The following is a 19556-nucleotide window of genomic DNA, read 5'->3' as shown; positions in this document are numbered from 1 at the left end:
CGCCGCTTGCGGGTCAAGCGGCGCCGTACGTCACTTTACCAGATCCGGACGCGCTTTTCGGGCGTCAGGAACAGCTTGGTGGTCGGATCGGGGTTGTAGGCGCCGTACCAGGGATCGAGGTTGCGCACGACCCAGGCGCGCTGCTGCGACGGCGAGTGCGGATCGGTGAGCAGGCGCTGGCGCAGATTGGCCTCGCGATAGTTGCGGCGCCACACCTGGGCCCAGCCCTGGTAGAAGCGCTGGTCGCCGGTGAAGCCGTCGAGCACCGGCGCGGCCTGGCCGTTCAGCGAGTGCTTGTAGGCGTCATAGGCGACGGTGAGGCCGGCCAGATCGGCGACATTCTCGCCGAGCGTCAGTGCGCCCTTCACATGCATGCCCGGCAGCGGCTCATACTGGTCATACTGGGCGACGAGCGCGTCGGTGCGGTCCTTGAACGCCTTGACGTCCGCCGGCGTCCACCAGTCGGTCAGGCGGCCTTCCTTGTCGTACTTGGCGCCCTGGTCGTCGAAATGGTGGCTCAGCTCGTGGCCGATTACCGCGCCGATGCCGCCATAGTTGACCGCCGGATCGGCGTTGGGATCGAAGAAGGGCGGCTGCAGGATCGCGGCCGGGAAGACGATCTCGACCATGCCGAAATTGGCATAGGCGTTCGCCGTCATCGGGGTCATCCCCCACTCCCAGCGGCGGATCGGCTGGCCGAGCTTCGAGACATTGTCGTCATACTGCCAGTTGTTGGCGCGGACATTGTTGCCGAACGCGTCGCCAGCGGTGATCGTCAGCGCCGAATAGTCCTGCCAGCGGTCCGGATAGCCGATCTTCGGGGTGAAGGCGGCGAGCTTGGCATGCGCCTTGACCTTGGTCTCGGGCGCCATCCAGTCGAGCTGATCGATGCGGCGGTCCATCGCGGCGATGACGTTCTTGACCAGCTGGTCCGCCGCCGCCTTGGTCTCGGGCGGGAAATACTTGGCGACATAGAGCTGCGACAGGTCGTCGGACAGCGCGCCGGTGGTGAAGTCGGTCGCGCGCTTCCAGCGGGCTTCCTGCTCGGGCGTGCCCGACAGGGTGGTGCCGTAGAAGGCGAACTGCTCCTTGTCGAAGGCGCTGGGCAGCACATCGGCGAAACCGTCGAGCGTGCGGACGAGCAGCTGGTCCTTGAGCACCGCGAGCGGCGCCTGCTGGATCGCCTTCGCGATGCCGGTGAAGGCGCTGGGCTGGGCGACGATGACGGTGTCGACGTTCATCTTGCCGGCGGCGAGCATCGCCTTGAAGTCGAAGCCCGGCGCCAGCTTCTGCAGCTGGGCGACGGTCATCTTGTTATAGGTCTTGTTGCTGTCGCGGCTCTCGACCCGGGTCCACTGGACCGCGGCGATCTTGGTCTCGAACTCGACGATCGCCTTGGCGCGGGCGGCGGCATTGGGCTCGCCGGCATTGGTCAGCTGGGTAGCGAGATGCTTCTCGTACGCGGCCTTGGTCTCGACGAACTTGGCGTCCTTCGAGAGGTAATAGTCGCGATCCGGCATGCCGAGGCCCGACTGGGACAGGTTCACCGCATAGACTTCGGGGTTCTTGTCGTCCTGGCCGATAAAGGCGGCGAACGGGCCGCCGACGCCGTTGCGGCGGGCGGCGGCGGTGAGCGCCGGATAGCCGGCCTTGGTGCTCAGGCCCTTGATCTGGCCGATCCAGGCCTGGGCGGGTGCCAGCCCCTTGGCGTCGATCGCCGCGGTATCGAGATAGGTCGAATAGGCGGTGCCGATCTTCGACGACGGATCGTTCTTCACGCCCTCGAGGATTTCCTGGGTCTGCTTCTGGGCATTGTCGGCGAGGATGTTGAACGCGCCGTAGTTCGACTTGTCCGACGGGATCGGCGTGTTCTTCGCCCAGGTGCCGTTGGCGTAGCTGTAGAAATCGTCGCCCGGCTTGATCGCGCTATCCATGCCGGCGATGTCGAAGCCGTAGCTGCCATAGACGGGCTTGGGCTTTTCGGGCGGCGCCACCTCGGCCTCGGTGACCGGCGCGGCTTCGACCGGGGCGGTCGGCAGCGGCTGGTTGTGCGCGCAGCCGGCGAGCAGCACGGGCGCGGCAAGGAAGGTAGTGGTCAGGAGCGACAGGCGCATGGGAAACCTCTGGGTCGGTTGAATGCGCGCTGTCTTATACCGTCGATACGCCTCGTCAATCGACTGGGCGCAACATTGTTACGCTTTGGCGACTGATTGTGTTTCTCCCCTTTCTCCTCCCCTCCCTGCAAGGGAGGGGCTGGGGGTGGGTTGCGAGCGCAGCGAGCTCAGCCACTGGCCGGGGATAAAAGAAAAGGCCGGGCATCGAGCCCGACCTTTTCTAACCCACCCCTAACCCCTCCCTTGCAGGGAGGGGAATAGTTTCCTGTCAGGCTGCAGCCCCTGCCCGCGCCGCCTGGCGCCGCTTCCATTTGCGCGCGATCCACAGCCGCCATGCCAGCGCGGTGCCGAAATAGCCGACCAGCGCGAGGATGAAGGTGATCGTGATCAGCCCGGTCAGCGTCGCCGGGCCAGCCTGGTGGACCAGCCAGTCGCTCCAGCTCTGCTCGATCACCTGCGCCTTGGCCACCACTTCGCCCGGGCCGATCATCCAGCTGCCGAGCCAATAGGCCGCGACCCACAAGGGCGGCGTGGTGAAGGGATTGGTGACGAAGGTGGTCGCGGCAGCGGCCGGGATATTGGCGCGCAGTGGCAGCGCGAGCACGGCCGAGGCCGGGATCTGCCCCATCGGCACCAGCACCCCGGTCACCATGCCGAGCGCGACGCCGCGCGGCACCGAGCGGCGGGTGAAGCGCCATAGCGACGAATGCATCACCCGGTTCGCCACCGGGCGGAGCCAGCGATTGGTCTCGACCGACTCGCGGCTGGGCATCGCCTTGTCGAGCCAGCGGCGGAAACGCGACGTGTGCGCCGTGGGCACGGGCGCGGGATCAGTCACGGCCGCCGCGGAGCAGGCGTCCCTGCTCGCGCTTCCAGTCCCGTTCCTTGATCGACTCGCGCTTGTCATGCGTCTTCTTGCCCTTCGCCAGCGCGAGCTCGACCTTCGCGCGGCCCCGTCCGTTGAAATAGATGGACAGCGGCACCAGGGTCATGCCCTCGCGCGCCACCGCGCCATGGAGCTTGTTTATCTCCCGCTCATGAAGGAGCAATTTACGGGGGCGCTTGGGCTCGTGGTTGAAGCGGTTGCCATGGCTGAATTCGGGGATGTTCGAATTGACCAGCCAGACGCCGCTGTCCGTCACTTCGGCATAGGCTTCGGCTATCGATCCCTCGCCGAAACGCAACGACTTCACCTCGGTGCCGGTCAGCGCGATGCCGGCCTCATAGGTGTGCTCGATGAAGTAATCGAACCGCGCGCGCCGGTTCTCGGCGACGGTCTTCACTTTTTCCTGGGCGGGACGTGGGCGGGCCATAAGAGGCGCGATGTAGGCGCGGAACGCACGAAGCGCCAGCCCGGTCCGGCACGAAGCGACGGCGTGCCGGAAATGCGGTGAAGCGAGCAGCGCTCTTGATGCAGGTTGTCGCCGAAATCTGCAGATTGGCGTATAAACAATGCATTGGCGTCCCCGGAACCGAGCATGGCGCCGAATGACAGCAACTGGAGAGCTGCCGCTTGAAGCCGGAGCTTTACCATGCCCCCGCCGAATGACCGAGAATATCTCGAACGCCGCCAGCGCATGAGCGAGGAAAAGGCGCGTACCGCAAGCGACCCGGGCATTGCCCGCATCCATGGCGAATTCGCCGCGGCCTATGCCCGCCGGCTCGCCCAGCAGGCGACGCCGCTGGCCGAATAGCGCCCGGCACGCGATGGACAGGGCCCCTGCCCTGTTCCATAGCTGTTCCGATGTCCGTCGTACTCAATATCCAGCGTTCGATCACCGGCCAGCCCTGGCACTGGCGGGGCCTTGCCGGCGACTCGCGCGGCGGGCTGGTGCCCGACGACCTGGTGACGCAGCTGCTGCTGGCGCGCGGCGTGGCGCGCGAGGATCTCGACATGCACAAGGCGCCGAGCATCCGCGCCTTCATGCCCGATCCCTCGATCTTCCGCGACATGGACAAGGCGGCCGAGCGCCTCGCCGACGCCGTGGAGAAGCGCGAACAGGTCGCGATCTTCGGCGATTATGACGTCGACGGCGCCACTTCCGCCGCGCTGCTGATCCTGCTGCTGCGCGACCTGGGCCTCGAGGCGCGGCCCTATATCCCCGATCGCCTGATGGAAGGCTATGGCCCCTCGGGCGAGGCACTGGTGCGATTGAAGGGCGAAGGCGCCAGCCTGATCGTAACCGTCGATTGCGGCGCACAGGCATTCGAGGCGCTGGAGATGGCGCGCGACGCCGGCGCCGAAGTGATCGTGGTCGACCACCATAAATGCACCACCGAGCTGCCGGTCGCCCTCGCCCTGGTGAACCCCAACCGGCTCGACGAGGACGAAGGCGCGGCGCACGGCCATCTGGCTGCGGTCGGCGTCGCCTGGCTGCTCGGCGCGGCTTTGGTCCGCGTGCTGCGCGCGCGCGGCTGGTTCGCCAGCCGGCCGGAACCCAAGCTGCTCGACCTGCTCGACATCGTCGCGCTCGGCACCGTGGCCGATGTCGCGGCGCTGCGCGGGCTCAACCGGGCGTTCGTTGCCCAGGGGCTCAAGGTGATGGCCCAGCGGCGCAACATCGGGCTCAACGCGCTGATCGAGGCCTCGCGCCTCACCCGGGCGCCGACCTGCACCGATCTCGGCTTCGCGCTGGGACCGCGGATCAATGCCGGCGGCCGCGTCGGGCGTTCGGACCTCGGCGTGCGCCTGCTCACGACGCGTGATCCGCAGGAGGCGCGCGAGATCGCCGAGGAGCTCAATCTCCTCAACGAGGAGCGCCGCGCGATCGAGGCGAGCGTGCAGGCCGAGGCCGAGGAAATCAGCCTGCTCAAGGCCAATCATTCGGTCGCGGTGATCGCCAGCAAGGGCTGGCATGCGGGCGTGATCGGGATCGTCGCCGGGCGGCTCAAGGAAAAGCTCGGCCGGCCCGCCATTGTGATCGCGCTCGACGAGGACGGCATCGGCAAGGGATCGGGCCGCTCGATCCCGGGCGTCGACCTGGGCGCGGCGGTGCTCGCGGCCAAGGATGCCGGCCTGCTCAAGGCGGGCGGCGGCCATGCCATGGCGTGCGGCGTGACGATCGAGGCGGACAAGCTCGACGCATTCGCCGAGTTCCTCGAGGAGCGGCTCTCGGAACGCGTGACCCAGGCGATGGGCGAGCGCGCGCTGCTGCTCGACGCGGTGGTGGCGCCCGGCGGCGTCTGCCCCGACCTGGTCAATGCGATGGAGGCCGGCGGCCCCTATGGCATGGGCTGGCCCGCCCCGCGGGTGGCGGCCGGGCCGGTTACGGTGATCAAGGCCGATGTGGTGGGCAGCGGCGGCCATGTCCGCCTGATCGTGGCTGGGCCGGACGGGCGCAGCATCAAGGCGGTGGCCTTCCGCCAGGCCGATACCGAGCTGGGTCAGGCCCTGCTTTCCGCCCCGCGCCACCGCAAGCTGTGGCTCGCCGGGCGGGCGAGGATCGACGACTGGGGCTCGCGTCCCGCCGCCGAATTGCATGTCGAGGATGCGGCTTGGGCCGATTGAGCAAATAATCGGGAAATGGTGCGATGAAGCGCTTGACCGCGTGCCGATCCTTCCCTAACTGGCCGCCTCCACGCTTCGGCATGGCCCCTTCGTCTAGCGGTTAGGACGCGGCCCTTTCACGGCTGAAACACGGGTTCGATTCCCGTAGGGGTCACCATTCTGAGTCTGTCGGCGACCAGGGTGGCGTTCGGGCGCGTTGTCTCTCAGTATATTCTCACATTATTGGCAGCGACGATCGCTGGCGGGGCCCCTTTGCACGTTGCGCTTGATGAAGCCGGACATGCGATCGCGACGCGCGCGAACGATTCGACGCGCCGGCGCGATCCCGCATCCGGGATCTTGGCGGCGGCAGTGTCGCTTCACGGGTTTTCAACCAACGCCGTGCGTCATTGCTACCGAATGGCACTTCACCGCCGCGTTCAACTTAGACATCAAGGATGGCCAACGCTAAGGCCCGTGTCGTGATGCACGGCCAGGGTGGCGGTGTCGCCGGAGGATCACATAGAAGCATGACGGCCTGTACCACGCTCTGGATAGGCCCCTCCCTTTCCCCGCTGGAAAGGGCGTGCTTCCGGTCGGTGATGCGCGCCGGACATCCGCTGATCCTGTATTGCTATGACGAGCCGGCGGGAATTCCGGAGGGCGTGGAAGTACGCGATGCGGCAACGATCCTGCCGCGGGAAAGCATCATCCGGCATCGGACCGGCAGCGTGTCGCTCTTCTCGAACTGGTTCCGCTACGAACTCCAGCGCCAGGGCGCCGGGATCTGGATCGATTCGGACATCTACCTGCTGCGCCCGATCACCGAGAACCGCAGCTTCCTGTTCGGCTTCGAGGATGTCGGCATCATCAACACGGCGATCCTCCGGCTGCCGCCGGACTCTTCGCTGCTGACGCGCCTGCTCAAGATCTTCGAGGAGGACAGCGTGCCGGCCTGGCTTCCGCGCCGCCCCCGGCTGAACGCCTGGTGGCGCCTCAAGACGCAGGGGCGCACCGGCCTTTCGGAGATGCCGTGGGGCGTGACCGGCCCGCGCGCGCTGACCGCGCTGGCGGCCGAGGAAGGCGTGACTCATTGGGCGCTGCCCCCGCACATCTTCTATCCGCTCCACTACACCCAGGCCGACCGGATACTGGATCCCGCATTCTCGCTGGCGGACATGACTGCCAGCGACAGCGTCGCGATCCATCTCTGGAACGAGAATATCAAGCATTTCAAGGACAAGCCGGCACCGCCCGGATCTTTCCTGGCCCAGCTGCAGGCAGAGGGCGCCTAGCCGATGCCCGGCACCAGGCCTTTGTCGGACGAGACCTTCTTCGCCATTGCCCGGCGCCTGTGGCAAACCATGAACCAGCGCCGCCGGCGGCAGTTCTCGCGCACGCTCGGCCTGATGGCGATCGCCAGCGTCGCCGAGCTGGTCACCATCGGCTCGCTGCTGCCGTTCCTGGCGCTGCTCGTCGCCCCCGAACGGGCCGGCCGCATGGCGGGCGTCCGTTTCTTCGAGCGCCTTGCCGGCCAGGGAAATCTGCTCGACGCCGCGATCATCTGCCTCGTCGTCGCCAGCGTGGCGGGGGGCGTGATCCGCCTTGCCCTGCTCCGCGCCACGAGCAAGCTGACCTTCGGCCTGGCCCATGACGTGGGATCGGAGATCTTCCGCCGGACCCTGCTCCAGCCCTACCTGCTGTTCGCGTCGCGCAATCCCAGCGAGGTCGTCGCCGGCATCGACAAGGTGAACGTGCTCGCCAATTCGGCCTTCCAGCCGGTGATGCAGGGCCTGGTGGCGGTGTTCCTGACCTCGACGATCCTGCTCGCCCTGGTCCTGGTTGCACCGCTGGCGACGCTGGGCGCGGCGGGCCTGGTCATCGCGGCCTATATCCTGTTCAGCGTCACGGTGGGCGGCCGGCTTCGCGGCAACTCGGCCACGGTGGCACGGACGGCAACCGCCCGCATGAAGGCGCTGCGCGAAGGCATGGGCGCGCTGCGCGACGTGCTGATGTGCCAGGCACAGGGGGAATTCCAGGCGCGGTTCGACAAGCTGGACATCGCATTGCGCGAAGCCCAGGCGCAGAACACCTTCGTCACCTCGGCGCCGCGCGTGGTGGTGGAGAGCTCCGCCGTGGCTATCCTCGGGCTCAGCGCGCTCTATTTCAGCACGGTCGAGGGCGGGATCACCGCCGCGCTGCCCACCCTCGGCGCGCTCGGCTTCGGCGCGATCCGCATCCTGCCGCTGGTCAACAGCTCGTTCGTCGGCTGGAGCATGTTCACCAGCAACAAGCGGGTCTTCCTCGACGTGCTGGCGCTTTCGCAGACCCCGGTGATCGCCCAGCACGACGCACCCGCGGTGCCGCTGCCGCTGCAGGAGGGGCTGACCTTCGAAGCGGTGGGCCTCGAATATCCCGGTCGCGGCGCGGTGCTGCACGATATCGGCTTCCATATCCCCTATGGCACCTGGACCGCGCTGGTCGGCCCGACCGGAAGCGGCAAGAGCAGCCTGCTCGACCTGATCGCCGGGCTGGTCGAGCCGAGCTCGGGATCGATCACGGTCGGCCGCCAGGTGCTGGATGCTAGCACCCGCTCGGCATGGCAGGCAACGGTGGCTTATGTCCCGCAGCAGATATTCCTCTCCGATGGACCGATCGCCGAGAACATCGCCTTCGGCACCGCCCGGGAGAATATCGACATGGACCGGCTGCACGCGGTCGCCGAGCGCGCCCAGCTGACCCAGTTCATCGCCGGCCTTCCCCACGGGATGGAGACCCCGGTCGGCGACGCGGGCATCCGCCTCTCCGGCGGGCAGCGCCAGCGCATCGCCATCGCCCGCGCTTTGTATCGCGAAGCCCGGCTGATCATCCTGGACGAAGCCACCGGCCAGCTCGATCGCGGCACCGAACAGGCCGTGATCGAAGGCCTGCGCGCGAGCATCGGCAGCACGGCGAGCGTGCTGGTCGTCACGCATAATCCGGCAGTGGCCGCAGTATGCGACCAGGTGCTCACGATGACCATGGGCAGGGTGACCAGCGAAACGTCGCCCGCGGCAGCGCAAGCCGGCCGGAACGGAAGCGGCGGCTAGCGCAGCGCGCGCAGCACCGACCTTGCGATCCCGGGCAGCGACCCGTCCTCAAGCTCCGCGATCCGGTCGACGGGACCGGCTTCGGCCAGGTAGCGCTGCTTCCATTCGGCGCTCAGCTCGTCGCGCATGACGCGCCCCGACACCTTGGACCAGTCGATCTGCACGTCCGACACGCCGACCAGATCGGCGATGCGCGTCACCACGTCCTGCGGCTTGTCCACGATCTCGTCATAGGAAATGCTGAGCGGCCGGATGCCGTGGGTCGCGAACCAGACGCTCCAGCGCGCCTGCCCCCGCGCGATGTCCTTGAGGGTCGCGGTGATCTGCGCGCGATCATAGGCGGCCGGGCGGGCCTCGCCGGCGCTGCTCTCATATCGCGAGGTCTGGGCGGCGCGCGCGAGCGATATCGCCTGGTCCAGCAGGTCGGCGCGGGTGATATGGACGAACGACAGGTTCGGCAGGTCGCTCACCCAGCGCCACCGGTCAGCCACCCGGGCATGCACCGAGAAGATCTTGAGGCCGTAGACGCCGTTGTCGCTGGATGCGCGGGCCATCATCATGTCGAGCAGGCTCTCGCCCTTGCCGAGCTGCGCCTCGAAGCGGGGATGGAACCATTCGAACGGATGGCCGAGCACGCCAGTGGACGCGATGGCCTGCTTGAGGAACGTGGTTCCCGACCGTGGTTCGCCACATAACGCATAGCCCCGCATTGCATTCTCCGCTCGATCAGCCCGCGCGCCTATCGCGAAAAAACGACAATGTCAGTCGATTAACGCGCCGCATCCCGGCGACGGAACGATTTTCCCGAAAGGGCGGGCACCACCCGGAAACCGCATTGACACGGAATTTCCGTGGCCTAACCGGGATCCCAATTCCGTAATTCTGGGGGAACCGTCAATGCGGTCTGGGGATCAAGCGGCCAGTCCTGCCATGTCTGTCCGCGATGTGGCGTGCCTTCCGAACGAGGCCGGCAAGGCTGGGCGGGCGCACGCGTGACGACCGCGAACGAACCGGTGACGGCGCCTTCCCCGGCAGCGGCTACCGCCGGCGACGGGACCGGGATCTTCGATCCCCGGCCGGTCGCCCTGCCCGACCGCAGCGACGTCGGCGCGCCGGCCTGCTCGGTGGTGATGACCGCCTATAACGACTTCCGTTTCCTCGACGAGGCGGTCGACAGCGTCCTCGGCCAGGATTTCCAGGATTTCGAGCTGATCGTGATCGACGACGGCTCGGACGATCCCGAGCCGGTCAAGGCGCTCGCTGCGCGCGACCCGCGCATCCGGGTGCTGCTCAACGAGACCAATGTGGGCACCGCAGTGTCCGCCAACCGCGCGATCGCGCAGGCGCGGGGCGACATCATCGTTCGCCTCGATTCCGACGACGTTTCCGAACCCTCGCGGATCGGCAAGCTGGTCGAGGCGCTGCGCGCCGATCCCGAGCTCGGCCTGGTCGGCAGCGCGGTTACCCTGATCGACGAGGCGGGGCGTGCCCATCGTGTCGAGATCATGCCGGAAACCGATCTCGCCATCCGCTGGACGCTGCTGTTCCACAATCCCTTCTACCATTCCGCAACGGCCTTTCGCCGCGCCGCGTTCGAGGCTGCGGGTGGCTACCGCGAAGACGAGCCGGTCTCGCAGGACCATTATCTCTGGTTCGACATCCTGCCGCACACCCGCGCGCGCAACCTGGCCGAGCCCCTTACCCGCTACCGCGTGAACTCGCAGGGGCTGACCGCGACCCATCCCACCCACAGCCGCAAGCGCACCGATCCGATCCGCGAGGCGATCTGGCGCGACCTCGGCCTGACCTATGACCCGCACAAGGTGCAATTGGGCGGCGATGCCAGCAATTTCCTGCGGGGCGTGGATATCCGCGAGCCGGAACGCCGCGACGCGGCCGAAGCCCATATCCTGAAGATGCTCGATCACCTGCTGGCCGAACGGCCGGCGCTGGCGCGGCCCAATGAGCGGCTAGCGATCGACCGGTTCATCACCAAACTTCGGCAGCGCTTTGCCGCGGGGCGCCGCTCCACCCTTGTCCCGCACAGGCTCCGCCGGGCGTGGCAGCTCTCGCGCACCATCGGCGTGGCATCCACCGCGCGCCTGGTGATCGACCGCCTGTCGCGAAAGGCCACCCCTGCCGCACCGCGATCCGTCCGCCTGACCAATGTCGGCGAGATGGATCCGGTGACCGCATTGTTCCACCAGGTCTCCCCCTATGAGGGGTTCGATCCGAGCGTCTGGCCCGCCGATGTGCAGGGCTGGGGCTCGGAAGACCCGGTGTTTCTCGAGGTCATGTCGAAGGTGAAGCCGAAGCTGATCGTCGAGGTCGGCAGCTGGAAGGGCGCCTCCGCGATCCACATGGCCCGGATGGCCAAGGCGCTGCGCCTCGACTGCCGGATCATCTGCGTCGACACCTGGCTGGGTTCGCCCGAACATGCCCTGGGCCAGCGGCCCGAATGGCGTGAATCGCTGCAATTCAGGCATGGCTTCCCGCAGCTCTATTTCACCTTCCTGGCCAATGTCGTGCGCGCCGGCGTCGCCGACCGGATCGTGCCGCTGGCGAACAGCTCCGACAATGCCGCGCTGATCCTCGCCGCCAGGAACGTCGCGCCCGATCTCATCTATATCGACGGCGCGCATGAGGAGGATCCCGTCTATCGCGACCTCCACAATTATTGGCGCCTGCTGGCCCCCGGCGGCGCGCTGATCGGCGACGATTTCGGATGGGAAGGCGTGCGGCGCGCCGCCGAACGCTTCGCGGCGGAAACCGGCCTGGAGATCGATGCGCGCGGCGAGAAGTTCATCCTTTGGCGGGCGCAAGGCGAATGAGCGGAAACATCGAACGCGTCCTCGTGACCGGAGGCGCCGGGTTCATCGGTTCGCACCTTGTCGATCGGCTGATCGATCGCGGTGCCCATGTCATCTGCCTGGACAACCTGCTGACCGGCGCGATGGGCAATGTCGCGCATCTCGCCCGGCATCCGCGCTTTGAGTTCCTGCAGCGCGATGTCTGCGAGCCGCTCGATCTCCAGGTCGATGCGATCTACAACCTCGCCTGCCCGGCATCGCCGGTTCAGTACCAGCGCGATCCGGTACGGACGACCAAGACCGCAGTGCTCGGCGCGCTCAACATGCTGGAACTGGCCAGGCGGAATACCTGCCCAATTCTCCAGGCCTCGACGAGCGAGGTCTATGGCGATCCGCTCGTCCATCCCCAGGACGAAAGCTACAGCGGCAATGTGAACTGCACCGGGCCTCGCTCCTGCTACGATGAAGGCAAGCGGTGCGCGGAGACGCTGTTCTTCGACTATCGCCGGCAATATGGCCTGGCCGTAAAGGTAGCGCGGATCTTCAATACCTATGGCCCGCGCATGCAGCGCGACGATGGCCGCGTGGTCAGCAACTTCATCACCCAGGCGCTCTTGGGCGCGCCGATCCAGCTCTATGGCAATGGCAGCCAGACCCGGTCCTTCTGCTATGTCGACGATCTGGTGGAAGGCCTGTTGCGGCTGATGGCGACGCCCGACGAGTTCACCGGGCCGGTCAATCTCGGCAATGCCGCCGAGATCTCGATCAGCGCGCTGGCGGAGCGGGTCTTGTACCTGACCGGCTCGGCGTCGCCGCTGCAGAACTCGCCCCTGCCCACGGACGATCCGCGCCGGCGCATGCCGAACCTCGCGCTTGCCGAGCAGGTGCTCGGATGGCGGGCGGCCATGCCGCTCGACAAGGGCCTGATGCACACCATCGACTATTTCTCGCGCCAGCCCGTGGCGTGATCGAAGCGCGATCGGAACCGGCGCAGCCGCGTCGGTTCCGGTTCACGCCCCCTCGGGACCGAGACCCAGCCGGGCGAGCACCGCCTTCCCGTAGCTGGGGCCCACCTGCACCTGCGCGCCGTCCCGCATCTCGAGCGCGATCAGCCCCTTGCCCAACCGCTGGACGCCGCTGACAAGCGCCGGGCGGATGAAGGTCGAACGGTGCACCCGCATGAGCCCGCTTGAGATCAGCAGGGAGTCGAGCACCTTCATCGAGATGCGGTGGATGAAGCTGCGCGTCGCGGTGTGGAGGATGACATAGTCCTTGGCGGCCTCCACCCACTCGATCTGGTCATGGGGCAGCCGCAGCTGGCCGTTCGCCACCTGCACCCAGATCGCCGCGTCGCACGCATCGGGCACGGGATCGGGCAAGGCGGCGAACCGGTCCGCCGCCTCGCGCTGCGCCTGCCGGCGCCGCGCCCGCTCGACCGCCTGGCGCAGGCGATGGAAGCGCACCGGCTTGAGCAGATAGTCAGCCGCCTCGACCTCGAACGCATCGGGCGCATATTGCTCGAAGGCGGTGACGAAGACGATTTCCGGCCTGGCTTCGGCCGGCAGATCCGCCGCGACGCGAAGCCCGCTCTTCCCCGGCATCGAGATGTCGAGCATCACCAGGTCCGGCGTCGTAGCCGCGATCCGCGCCTCCGCCTCGCCGCCGGTGGCCGCGGTGCCAACCAGGTCGACGCCGTCGATATCGGCAAACAGCGCCGCCAGCCGCTTCAGTGCCAGCGGTTCGTCGTCGACGAGCAGAACGCGCAACGGCTTCATGCAGCCTCTCCCTGTTGCGGCTGATGAGTCAGCGGCAGGCGAAGGGTGGAGAGGAAGCCCGGGCTCCGCCGCGCGGTCTCCAGCGATCCCTGGTCGCCATAGAGCGCCTCGAGCCGCTGGCGGACATTGGCGAGGCCCACGCCCGTACCCGGCTTGGCGGCGCCACCGGTACCGTCGTCTTCCACGGCTATCACGAGATGGCTGTCCTCGACCCTGGCCTCGACCCGGATCGTCACCGGCACCGCGCTCGTCGCCACCGCATATTTGATCGAATTCTCGACCAGCGGCTGCAGCGTGAAGCCGGGCAGCAGCGCGTCCTCGAGCTCGGGCGGGCAGACGAACTCCACCGCCAGCCGATCCCCGAACCGGACGCTCTCGATCTCGAGATAATGCTGCAGCGTCGCCAGCTCGTCTTCCAGCGCGATCACCGCATCCGGGTCCACCGCAAGCGTGGCGCGCAGGAACTCGGAAAGCTCGGCCAGCATCGCATCGGCCGGCTTGTAGTCGCGGGTCACGATCAGCGAGGAGATCGCGTTCAGCGTGTTGAACAGGAAATGCGGATTGAGCTGGTAGCGCAATGCGGCAAGGCGCGCGGCCGTGGCCGCTGCCTCCGCTCGGCTCGCCGCCTCCCGCACGGCCGCAAGCTCCCGCTCGCGCAGGCGGGCGAGGTTGTTCGCCTCGATCACCGTGAACGCGGCACCGAGCAGCGCGAACTGCCAGACCAGCGCGACGAAATTGGTGAGCGCCCGGATGCCGAACGGCGCGGGCGGCTGGGTCGATGCCATCAGCCGCGCGATCCACTGGCTGGTCACGCCGTCGATCACCGCCAGCACCGCCGACGCCAGCACGACGGCACCGCCGGCAATGGCGAAGCGAAACACCGGGCTCCGCCCCCGGGCACCGCGCACCGCCAGATACACGCCGCCCGAAAGCAGCGCGCCCAGCAGGCAGATCAGGATGACCGAGACCAGGACATAGGCGGAGAGGCCGGTGAACACCTGGAACGGGATCAGGTAGAGCACCCCCGACAATATCCAGGTCAGCGCCACCAGCCAGGCGGCCTGCCGTATCTCGGGTACCAGTTTCATCGGTGTCGCGTCCCTTCCGCCCGCGCCCATAGGGCATCGCCGGGGCGCTGACGTCCACCTTCGTCTCACCCCCGTCCGCTTTTGTCGCATGACCTCGCCCGCGCCGCCAGAGCGCCGGGCCCGGTCGCGGCGCTGCGGCGCGGCACCCTGTCCGTCCCTAGGAAGAGCCTGGGCGTCCGGAGAAAGTAATGCACAACCGCGGCTTGCACCGAAGCATCGCCCTGCTCGGCATCGTCCCGGCGCTGGCGACCGAGCCACCCCAGACCGCCGCCTGCGCCACCCCGCCCCGCGCGTCGGAAAAGGGGCCAGCAACCGCTCCCGTCAGCCTGAGAGACCAGGCCCGGCGCACCGGCGCGGGCAATTTCCTCGGGCGCGGCCTGATCCCGGCCTCGCCCGGCGAAGCGCCTGCCGGCAAGCGCCAGGACGAAGCCGTGCGCGCCAGCCGACCGGCCGCCTGCCAGTCCGCTCCGAAGCGCTAGGTGAACCGCCCCGCCGGCACCGGCTCTTTCGCCAGCCCTTGCGCCGCCAGCTTCACATCGGCGGGGGTGAAGAACGGCCTGAGCGGCGGCAGCGTGGCGCCGCGGCGATGCGGCAGGTTGAGCTTGGGGAAGAGCAGCTCGGCGACGCGGTACGCTTCCTCGAGATGCGGATAGCCCGATCCGATGATCGTATCGATCCCGATATCGGCATATTCCTGCAGCCGCTCGGCCACCGTGTCCGGATCGCCGACCAGTGCCGTGCCCGCGCCGGTGCGCACCAGCCCGATGCCCGCCCACAGGTTCGGCGCGATCTCCAGGTTCGCGCGGCTGCCCTTGTGCAGCGCCTGCATCCGCGATTGCCCCACGGAATCGCTGCCCTTGGTGAGGAAGGACTGGAACAGCGCGATCTGCTCGTCGGTGACGTGGCGGATCAGGTCGTTGGCGGCATCCCAGGCCTCGGCCTCGGTCTCGCGCACGATGAAGTGGATGCGCAGCCCGAAGCGGATCGTGCGGCCGCGCTTCGCCGCGCGTCCGCGGACATCGTCGATGATCTCCTTGAGCTGCGACGGCGGCTCGCCCCAGGCGAGATAGACATCGACATGCTCGGCCGCGATCTCGCGCGCGATCTCCGAGGATCCGCCGAACCAGATCGGCGCATGCGGCTCCTGGACGAAAGGGAAGATCAGCCGCCCGTCCTCGATGCTGAGATACTCGCCCTGCTGCGTCACCGTCTCGCCGCGGGCTAGCCTGCGCCAGATGTCGAGGAACTCGGCGGTCTGCTCGTAGCGCTGGGTGTGGTCAAGGAAGATGCCATCCTGCGCCAGCGCCTTGGGGCTGCCGCCGGTGACGACGTTGAGCAGCGCGCGGCCGTTCGACAGCCGGTCGAGCGCCGCCGCCTGGCGCACCGCCTCGGCCGGCGCGGTCAGGCCCGGGCGCAACGCCACCAGCAGCTTGAGGTTCTCGGTAAAGGGCGCGATCGAGGCAGCGGTGATCCACGCATCGGCGCACATCGCGCCGGTGGGCATCAGCACGCCATAATAGCCGAGCCTGTCCGCCGCCACCGCCACCTGGCGCAGATATTCGGGATCGGGCGCGCGCTCCCCCTCGGGCCAGGCGAGCCGGCGATTGTCGCCGCCCGACGGGATGAACCAGAGGAAATTGAGCGGACTGCGCTCAGCCGCACCTGCACCGATGAAACCCGCCATGGCCGTCACTCCTGCCCTTGGGATGGAGCGCACAGACCAGCCTTTCCGCCGCCGATCGGCAAAGCAGGATTAATTGTCTACATTATAAGTAGAGTTTAGTGCCTCGGGCAGCGGATTGGCCAGGGTGACGCCGTCGAGGATGCGCGCGGTCTCGTCGCGCAGATAGAGCATGAGGTGGTGCAGCCGGCATTCCTCCTCGGCCACGCAATTGTCGCACTTCTCATAGGCGAAGCGGCTCGCACAGGGCACCAGCGCCAGCGAGCCATGCGTCTTGCGGACCAGATCGCCGATGCGGACCTGCTCGGGCGGCTGCGCGAGCATATAGCCGCCGTCCCTGCCCCGCTGCGAATTGACCAGGCCCTCGCGGTTCATCTCGGAAAGGATGACCGTCAGGAACTTGCCCGGGATGTTCTGCTTCTCGACGATCTCGGCCAGCGGCACCGGCCCCTGGCCATAGCGATCGGCGAGATGCTGGAGCGCGCGGATGGTATAGCGGGTCTTCTGCGAAAGCATGGCGCCGCTCTATGCGCGAGCGGCCCGTCCGATACAATCGCTCCGCCGTCTTCGGATATCCCCGGAGAGCCGCGAGGGCTCCCCGGGGATGCCGCGTCAGAAGCGGAAGTCCACGCCTGCATAGAGCAGGCGGCCATAGAGGTCATAGGTGGTCGCCGAGGTCTGGGTACCCGGGAAGGTCACCAGGCTCGTGTCGCTGAAGATCGGCGGCTTCTTGTCGAACACGTTGTCCACGCCGAGATAGAAGGCGTAGCGCGTGCCCAGCGGCTCGAAGCGCACCTGCGCGTCGTGGTACCAGAAATCGCCGGTCCGCCGCGGCGTCGCCGAAGTCAGGTCATCGACCACCGACGACAGGTAATTGACCCGCCAATTGACCGACACGCCGTCGAAGCCGAGCGTTGCCGACGCATTGACCTTGTCGCGGAAGCCGGTGCCCAGGCGGCCGCAGGCATAGCAGCCGAGCTGGCCTAGTTCGTCCTGGGTCGGACCGCCCGGATAGGAGGTCTGCTCCTGCTTAAGCAGGTGCGTCCAGCGCAGGTTGAAGTCGATCTTCGCGAACGGCAGCTTGGTCGAATATTGCGCCTGGGTGTCGATGCCCGAGACTTCGAACGAGCCGGTGTTCAAGTTGATCGCGTTGACGCTGGTCAGGTGGCCGGTGTTGTCGCGGATGATGTTGTTGCAGAAGATCGCCTCGCCGCCGCCGGTGTAGCACTCGTCGAGCGAGGTCTGCTGGCCGATGATGCCGATCGCGTTCTCGACCTTGATCTGGTAATAATCGACCGACAGGCTGAAGCCGCGCGCGAAGCGGGGCTGGAAGACGCCGCCCAGGGTGAGCGTCTTGGCGGTTTCCTCGCGCAGGTTCGGATTGCCGCCGGTGAAACCGTTGATCGTCTGGATCTGCGCGGTCGAGTAGACGAAGCCGCCGCCAGCCGCCGCCGCGGCGATCGCCGGGACCGCGCGGCACGCCGCCGACAGGTTGGTCACCGAGATCGGCGCGCCGTCACCATTGCCCGCGCGCTGGTCGCACGGATCGATCACCGCCGGGAAGGTCTCGTTCTGCGCCGAATAGAGCTCCGAGATGTTCGGCGCGCGCGTCGCCTGCGAATAGACGCCGCGGAAGCGGATGTCGGGGATCGGCGCCCATTCCGCGCCGGCCTTCCAGCTCCACACGCCGCCGACCGTCGAATAGTCAGCATAGCGCGCAGCACCTTCGATGCTCAGGCTGTGGAAGAAGGGCTTGTCCTTCAGGATCGGCGCGTTGAGCTCGATAAAGGCTTCCTTGACGTTGTACGAACCGCGCGTGTCGCTCAGCTGGTTGCCCAGCGTCAGACCCAGATTGGTCGCCTCGTCGAAATCCTCGGTGCTCTTCTCGTGGCGATACTCGCCGCCGATCGCGAAGCCGAGCGGACCGCCCGGCAGGCGGAACAGGTCGCCCGAGACCGTCGCCGAGACGACGTCCTGCTTCACCCGCGCCTCATAGCGGGTCTGCTCGCCATTGCGCGTCACATAGGCCGCGGCCGCGGCCGAGACGGTGTTGAAGCCGAAGATGTTGATCGGCACGCAGGCAGCGTCGTTGTTGTTCGGATTGGCATCCGCGTTGATCGCGCAGACCGGCCCGTTCGGCCCCGCCACCGCGTTCAGCGCATTGGCGTAGTTCGGGCCATAGACGGTGCCCGACTGGGTGACGTCGCGGGTCTCGCCATGCGTGTAATAGACGTCATAGCGCAGCGTGGGCGACAGTTCGCCGCGCACGCCGGCGACGCCGCGCCAGGTCTCGCGGTCGTTGCGGTTGCTGCGATCGAAGATGTCGTTCGAACGGCGGCGGAACGGCAGCGCGGTTACGCCGGCAGTGATCATCGCATTGCGGATCTGAGTGGGGATCAGCGGGTTGGTGATCGGGATGCCGGCAAAGGCCGATCCATCGGCATAGACCAGGTCGGTCGAGGCCACGGCCTGCGGCTCAAGCGAGCTCTGCGACTTGGACTTGGCGTACTGGAATTCGCCATAGACGGTCGCGGCGGGCGCGATCTCGAACTTGGCGAGCGCCGAGCCGAGATAGCGCTCCACCGGCAGCGCCAGATAGCGATCGAAGTTGCGGTTATAGCCGTCGATGTTCGCGCTCTGATACTGCTTGAGGTTGTTCAGCGCGTCATAAGTGAAGGTGCCCGCGCCGGGCGCGAAGGTGCCGCTCGGGCTGAACAGGCCCTGTGCCGAGAAGGAGCTGCGGTTGGGATTGTCCGTCGCGGAGAAGCTGCGGTCGCGCGAGCGCAGGCCATGGTCGAAATCATAGCTGCCCGACAGCACGATATGGCCGCGGCCATCCGCGAAGCTGGCGCCGGCCACGGCCGAGACCAGCTGGCGGGGCGCATCGCCCTTGTCGCTGACCGTCCCCTGTCCGTGCAGGCGCAGGCCGACGAACTCGTCGTCCAGGATGAAGTTGACCACGCCCGCGATCGCTTCCGAGCCATAGACGGCCGAAGCGCCGCCGGTCACGACGTCCACGCGCTTGATCAGGTCGGTGGGGATGGTGTTCAGGTCGACGATCGACGTGCCCGGAATACCGGCGACGTAGCGACGGCCGTTCACCAGCACCAGGGTGCGCGACGAGCCGAGGCTGCGCAGGTTCACCGAAGCCTGGCCGTTGCCCGTGGTCGAGAAATTGGTCGAGGTACGGCTGATGTTCTGGCCCACGGCCGGCAGGTCCGCCAGCACGTCCTGGATGTTGGCGGCGCCGGTGCGCGCGATATCCGCGCTGCTCACCACTGCCACCGGAACCGATGCTGCAAGATCGGAACGCGCGATGCGCGAGCCGGTGACGACGATGTCACCCTGTGCTTCCTGGGCATCCGCAGGCGCGGTGGGACCATCGGCCTGCTGCGCATGGGCGACGCCGCCCGCGCAAAGCGCAAGCGCGGTCGCCACGGGCGAGACCGCCCGGAACAGAGCCTGTCGATTAGGAAATTGACGCATGTTTCCTCCTGTTGATGCCATTACCC

The 19556-nt window shown here is 67.4% G+C and carries 16 protein-coding genes and 1 tRNA gene; 8 read left to right on the top strand and 9 right to left on the bottom strand.

The annotated features are described in order from the left end of the window. Nucleotides 1-35: 35 nt before the first annotated feature. The 3 genes from AC1RJ5_RS01135 to smpB all read right to left on the bottom strand — a co-directional run bounded on the left by AC1RJ5_RS01135 (nucleotide 36) and on the right by smpB (nucleotide 3427). Entirely contained in the window at nucleotides 36-2114 is a 2079-nt protein-coding gene (locus AC1RJ5_RS01135) for a M13 family metallopeptidase (protein WP_493111251.1), read from the bottom strand. Between the two features lie 268 nt (nucleotides 2115-2382). Beyond that, nucleotides 2383-2886: a DUF2062 domain-containing protein gene (locus AC1RJ5_RS01130; RefSeq protein ID WP_269576461.1), complete on the bottom strand. Its 504-nt coding sequence runs from the start codon at nucleotides 2884-2886 to the stop codon at nucleotides 2383-2385. Between the two features lie 58 nt (nucleotides 2887-2944). Then, nucleotides 2945-3427, bottom strand: coding sequence for an SsrA-binding protein SmpB (gene smpB / locus AC1RJ5_RS01125; RefSeq protein WP_184168263.1), 483 nt, complete (start codon nucleotides 3425-3427; stop codon nucleotides 2945-2947). A gap of 219 nt (nucleotides 3428-3646) precedes the next feature. On the opposite strand from smpB, the gene AC1RJ5_RS01120 reads away from it, so the two are divergent. The 5 genes from AC1RJ5_RS01120 to AC1RJ5_RS01100 all read left to right on the top strand — a co-directional run bounded on the left by AC1RJ5_RS01120 (nucleotide 3647) and on the right by AC1RJ5_RS01100 (nucleotide 8690). Continuing rightward, nucleotides 3647-3808, top strand: coding sequence for a hypothetical protein (locus tag AC1RJ5_RS01120; protein ID WP_269575468.1), 162 nt, complete (start codon nucleotides 3647-3649; stop codon nucleotides 3806-3808). Nucleotides 3809-3858: 50 nt separating this feature from the next. Next, a complete protein-coding gene (recJ, locus tag AC1RJ5_RS01115; RefSeq protein ID WP_342250615.1) occupies nucleotides 3859-5622 on the top strand; it encodes a single-stranded-DNA-specific exonuclease RecJ in 1764 nt (587 codons plus the stop codon). Nucleotides 5623-5704: 82 nt separating this feature from the next. Next, nucleotides 5705-5779, top strand: a tRNA-Glu gene (locus AC1RJ5_RS01110). 424 nt (nucleotides 5780-6203) lie between these two features. Beyond that, on the top strand, nucleotides 6204-6896 hold the full coding sequence (locus tag AC1RJ5_RS01105) for a hypothetical protein (protein ID WP_269575470.1): 693 nt from the start codon (nucleotides 6204-6206) through the stop codon (nucleotides 6894-6896). Between the two features lie 3 nt (nucleotides 6897-6899). Further along, nucleotides 6900-8690, top strand: coding sequence for an ABC transporter ATP-binding protein (locus tag AC1RJ5_RS01100; protein WP_269575471.1), 1791 nt, complete (start codon nucleotides 6900-6902; stop codon nucleotides 8688-8690). Here the strand turns inward: AC1RJ5_RS01100 and AC1RJ5_RS01095 are convergent. Further along, entirely contained in the window at nucleotides 8687-9325 is a 639-nt protein-coding gene (locus AC1RJ5_RS01095; RefSeq protein ID WP_493111247.1) for a Stf0 family sulfotransferase, read from the bottom strand. The two genes, AC1RJ5_RS01100 and AC1RJ5_RS01095, sit on opposite strands and share 4 nt — an antisense overlap. Nucleotides 9326-9682: 357 nt before the next feature. Here AC1RJ5_RS01095 and AC1RJ5_RS01090 point away from each other — a divergent pair, with 357 nt between their 5' ends. After that, on the top strand, nucleotides 9683-11521 hold the full coding sequence (locus tag AC1RJ5_RS01090; protein WP_493111245.1) for a CmcI family methyltransferase: 1839 nt from the start codon (nucleotides 9683-9685) through the stop codon (nucleotides 11519-11521). Beyond that, nucleotides 11518-12468, top strand: a complete 951-nt coding sequence (locus AC1RJ5_RS01085; protein WP_493111243.1) for a UDP-glucuronic acid decarboxylase family protein — start codon at nucleotides 11518-11520, stop codon at nucleotides 12466-12468. Before AC1RJ5_RS01090 ends, AC1RJ5_RS01085 begins: the two co-directional genes overlap by 4 nt. 42 nt (nucleotides 12469-12510) lie before the next feature. Here the strand turns inward: AC1RJ5_RS01085 and AC1RJ5_RS01080 are convergent, their stop codons facing one another. Both AC1RJ5_RS01080 and AC1RJ5_RS01075 read right to left on the bottom strand, forming a co-directional pair. After that, nucleotides 12511-13275: a LytR/AlgR family response regulator transcription factor gene (locus AC1RJ5_RS01080; RefSeq protein WP_342250612.1), complete on the bottom strand. Its 765-nt coding sequence runs from the start codon at nucleotides 13273-13275 to the stop codon at nucleotides 12511-12513. Next, nucleotides 13272-14363, bottom strand: coding sequence for a sensor histidine kinase (locus AC1RJ5_RS01075; protein ID WP_493111241.1), 1092 nt, complete (start codon nucleotides 14361-14363; stop codon nucleotides 13272-13274). The genes AC1RJ5_RS01080 and AC1RJ5_RS01075 overlap by 4 nt, the downstream gene beginning before the upstream one ends. Before the next feature lie 203 nt (nucleotides 14364-14566). Between AC1RJ5_RS01075 and AC1RJ5_RS01070 the strand changes: the two genes are divergently transcribed. After that, entirely contained in the window at nucleotides 14567-14842 is a 276-nt protein-coding gene (locus tag AC1RJ5_RS01070) for a hypothetical protein (protein WP_493111239.1), read from the top strand. Here the strand turns inward: AC1RJ5_RS01070 and ssuD are convergent. The 3 genes from ssuD to AC1RJ5_RS01055 all read right to left on the bottom strand — a co-directional run bounded on the left by ssuD (nucleotide 14839) and on the right by AC1RJ5_RS01055 (nucleotide 19530). Beyond that, complete coding sequence (gene ssuD / locus AC1RJ5_RS01065) at nucleotides 14839-16047, bottom strand: FMNH2-dependent alkanesulfonate monooxygenase (protein WP_269575477.1); 1209 nt, start codon at nucleotides 16045-16047, stop codon at nucleotides 14839-14841. The genes AC1RJ5_RS01070 and ssuD overlap by 4 nt on opposite strands. 69 nt (nucleotides 16048-16116) lie before the next feature. Beyond that, nucleotides 16117-16560, bottom strand: a complete 444-nt coding sequence (locus AC1RJ5_RS01060) for an RrF2 family transcriptional regulator (RefSeq protein WP_184165713.1) — start codon at nucleotides 16558-16560, stop codon at nucleotides 16117-16119. Nucleotides 16561-16656: 96 nt separating this feature from the next. Further along, nucleotides 16657-19530, bottom strand: coding sequence for a TonB-dependent receptor domain-containing protein (locus tag AC1RJ5_RS01055; RefSeq protein WP_493111236.1), 2874 nt, complete (start codon nucleotides 19528-19530; stop codon nucleotides 16657-16659). Nucleotides 19531-19556: the final 26 nt, after the last annotated feature.

It is taken from the genome of Sphingomonas sp. GW822-FHT03G08 (assembly GCF_058801135.1).
The sequence above is the reverse complement of the archived record's forward strand: the minus strand, read 5'-3'. Positions and strand labels throughout refer to the sequence as shown.

Coding starts and splice junctions, on each gene's coding strand:
- AC1RJ5_RS01135 (WP_493111251.1), bottom strand. CDS start 2,114: ATGCGCCTGTCGCTCCTGACCACTACCTTCCTTGCCGCGCCCGTGCTG.
- AC1RJ5_RS01130 (WP_269576461.1), bottom strand. CDS start 2,886: ATGCCCAGCCGCGAGTCGGTCGAGACCAATCGCTGGCTCCGCCCGGTG.
- smpB (WP_184168263.1), bottom strand. CDS start 3,427: ATGGCCCGCCCACGTCCCGCCCAGGAAAAAGTGAAGACCGTCGCCGAG.
- AC1RJ5_RS01120 (WP_269575468.1), top strand. CDS start 3,647: ATGCCCCCGCCGAATGACCGAGAATATCTCGAACGCCGCCAGCGCATG.
- recJ (WP_342250615.1), top strand. CDS start 3,859: ATGTCCGTCGTACTCAATATCCAGCGTTCGATCACCGGCCAGCCCTGG.
- AC1RJ5_RS01105 (WP_269575470.1), top strand. CDS start 6,204: ATGCGCGCCGGACATCCGCTGATCCTGTATTGCTATGACGAGCCGGCG.
- AC1RJ5_RS01100 (WP_269575471.1), top strand. CDS start 6,900: ATGCCCGGCACCAGGCCTTTGTCGGACGAGACCTTCTTCGCCATTGCC.
- AC1RJ5_RS01085 (WP_493111243.1), top strand. CDS start 11,518: ATGAGCGGAAACATCGAACGCGTCCTCGTGACCGGAGGCGCCGGGTTC.
- AC1RJ5_RS01080 (WP_342250612.1), bottom strand. CDS start 13,275: ATGAAGCCGTTGCGCGTTCTGCTCGTCGACGACGAACCGCTGGCACTG.
- AC1RJ5_RS01075 (WP_493111241.1), bottom strand. CDS start 14,363: ATGAAACTGGTACCCGAGATACGGCAGGCCGCCTGGCTGGTGGCGCTG.
- ssuD (WP_269575477.1), bottom strand. CDS start 16,047: ATGGCGGGTTTCATCGGTGCAGGTGCGGCTGAGCGCAGTCCGCTCAAT.
- AC1RJ5_RS01060 (WP_184165713.1), bottom strand. CDS start 16,560: ATGCTTTCGCAGAAGACCCGCTATACCATCCGCGCGCTCCAGCATCTC.
- AC1RJ5_RS01055 (WP_493111236.1), bottom strand. CDS start 19,530: ATGCGTCAATTTCCTAATCGACAGGCTCTGTTCCGGGCGGTCTCGCCC.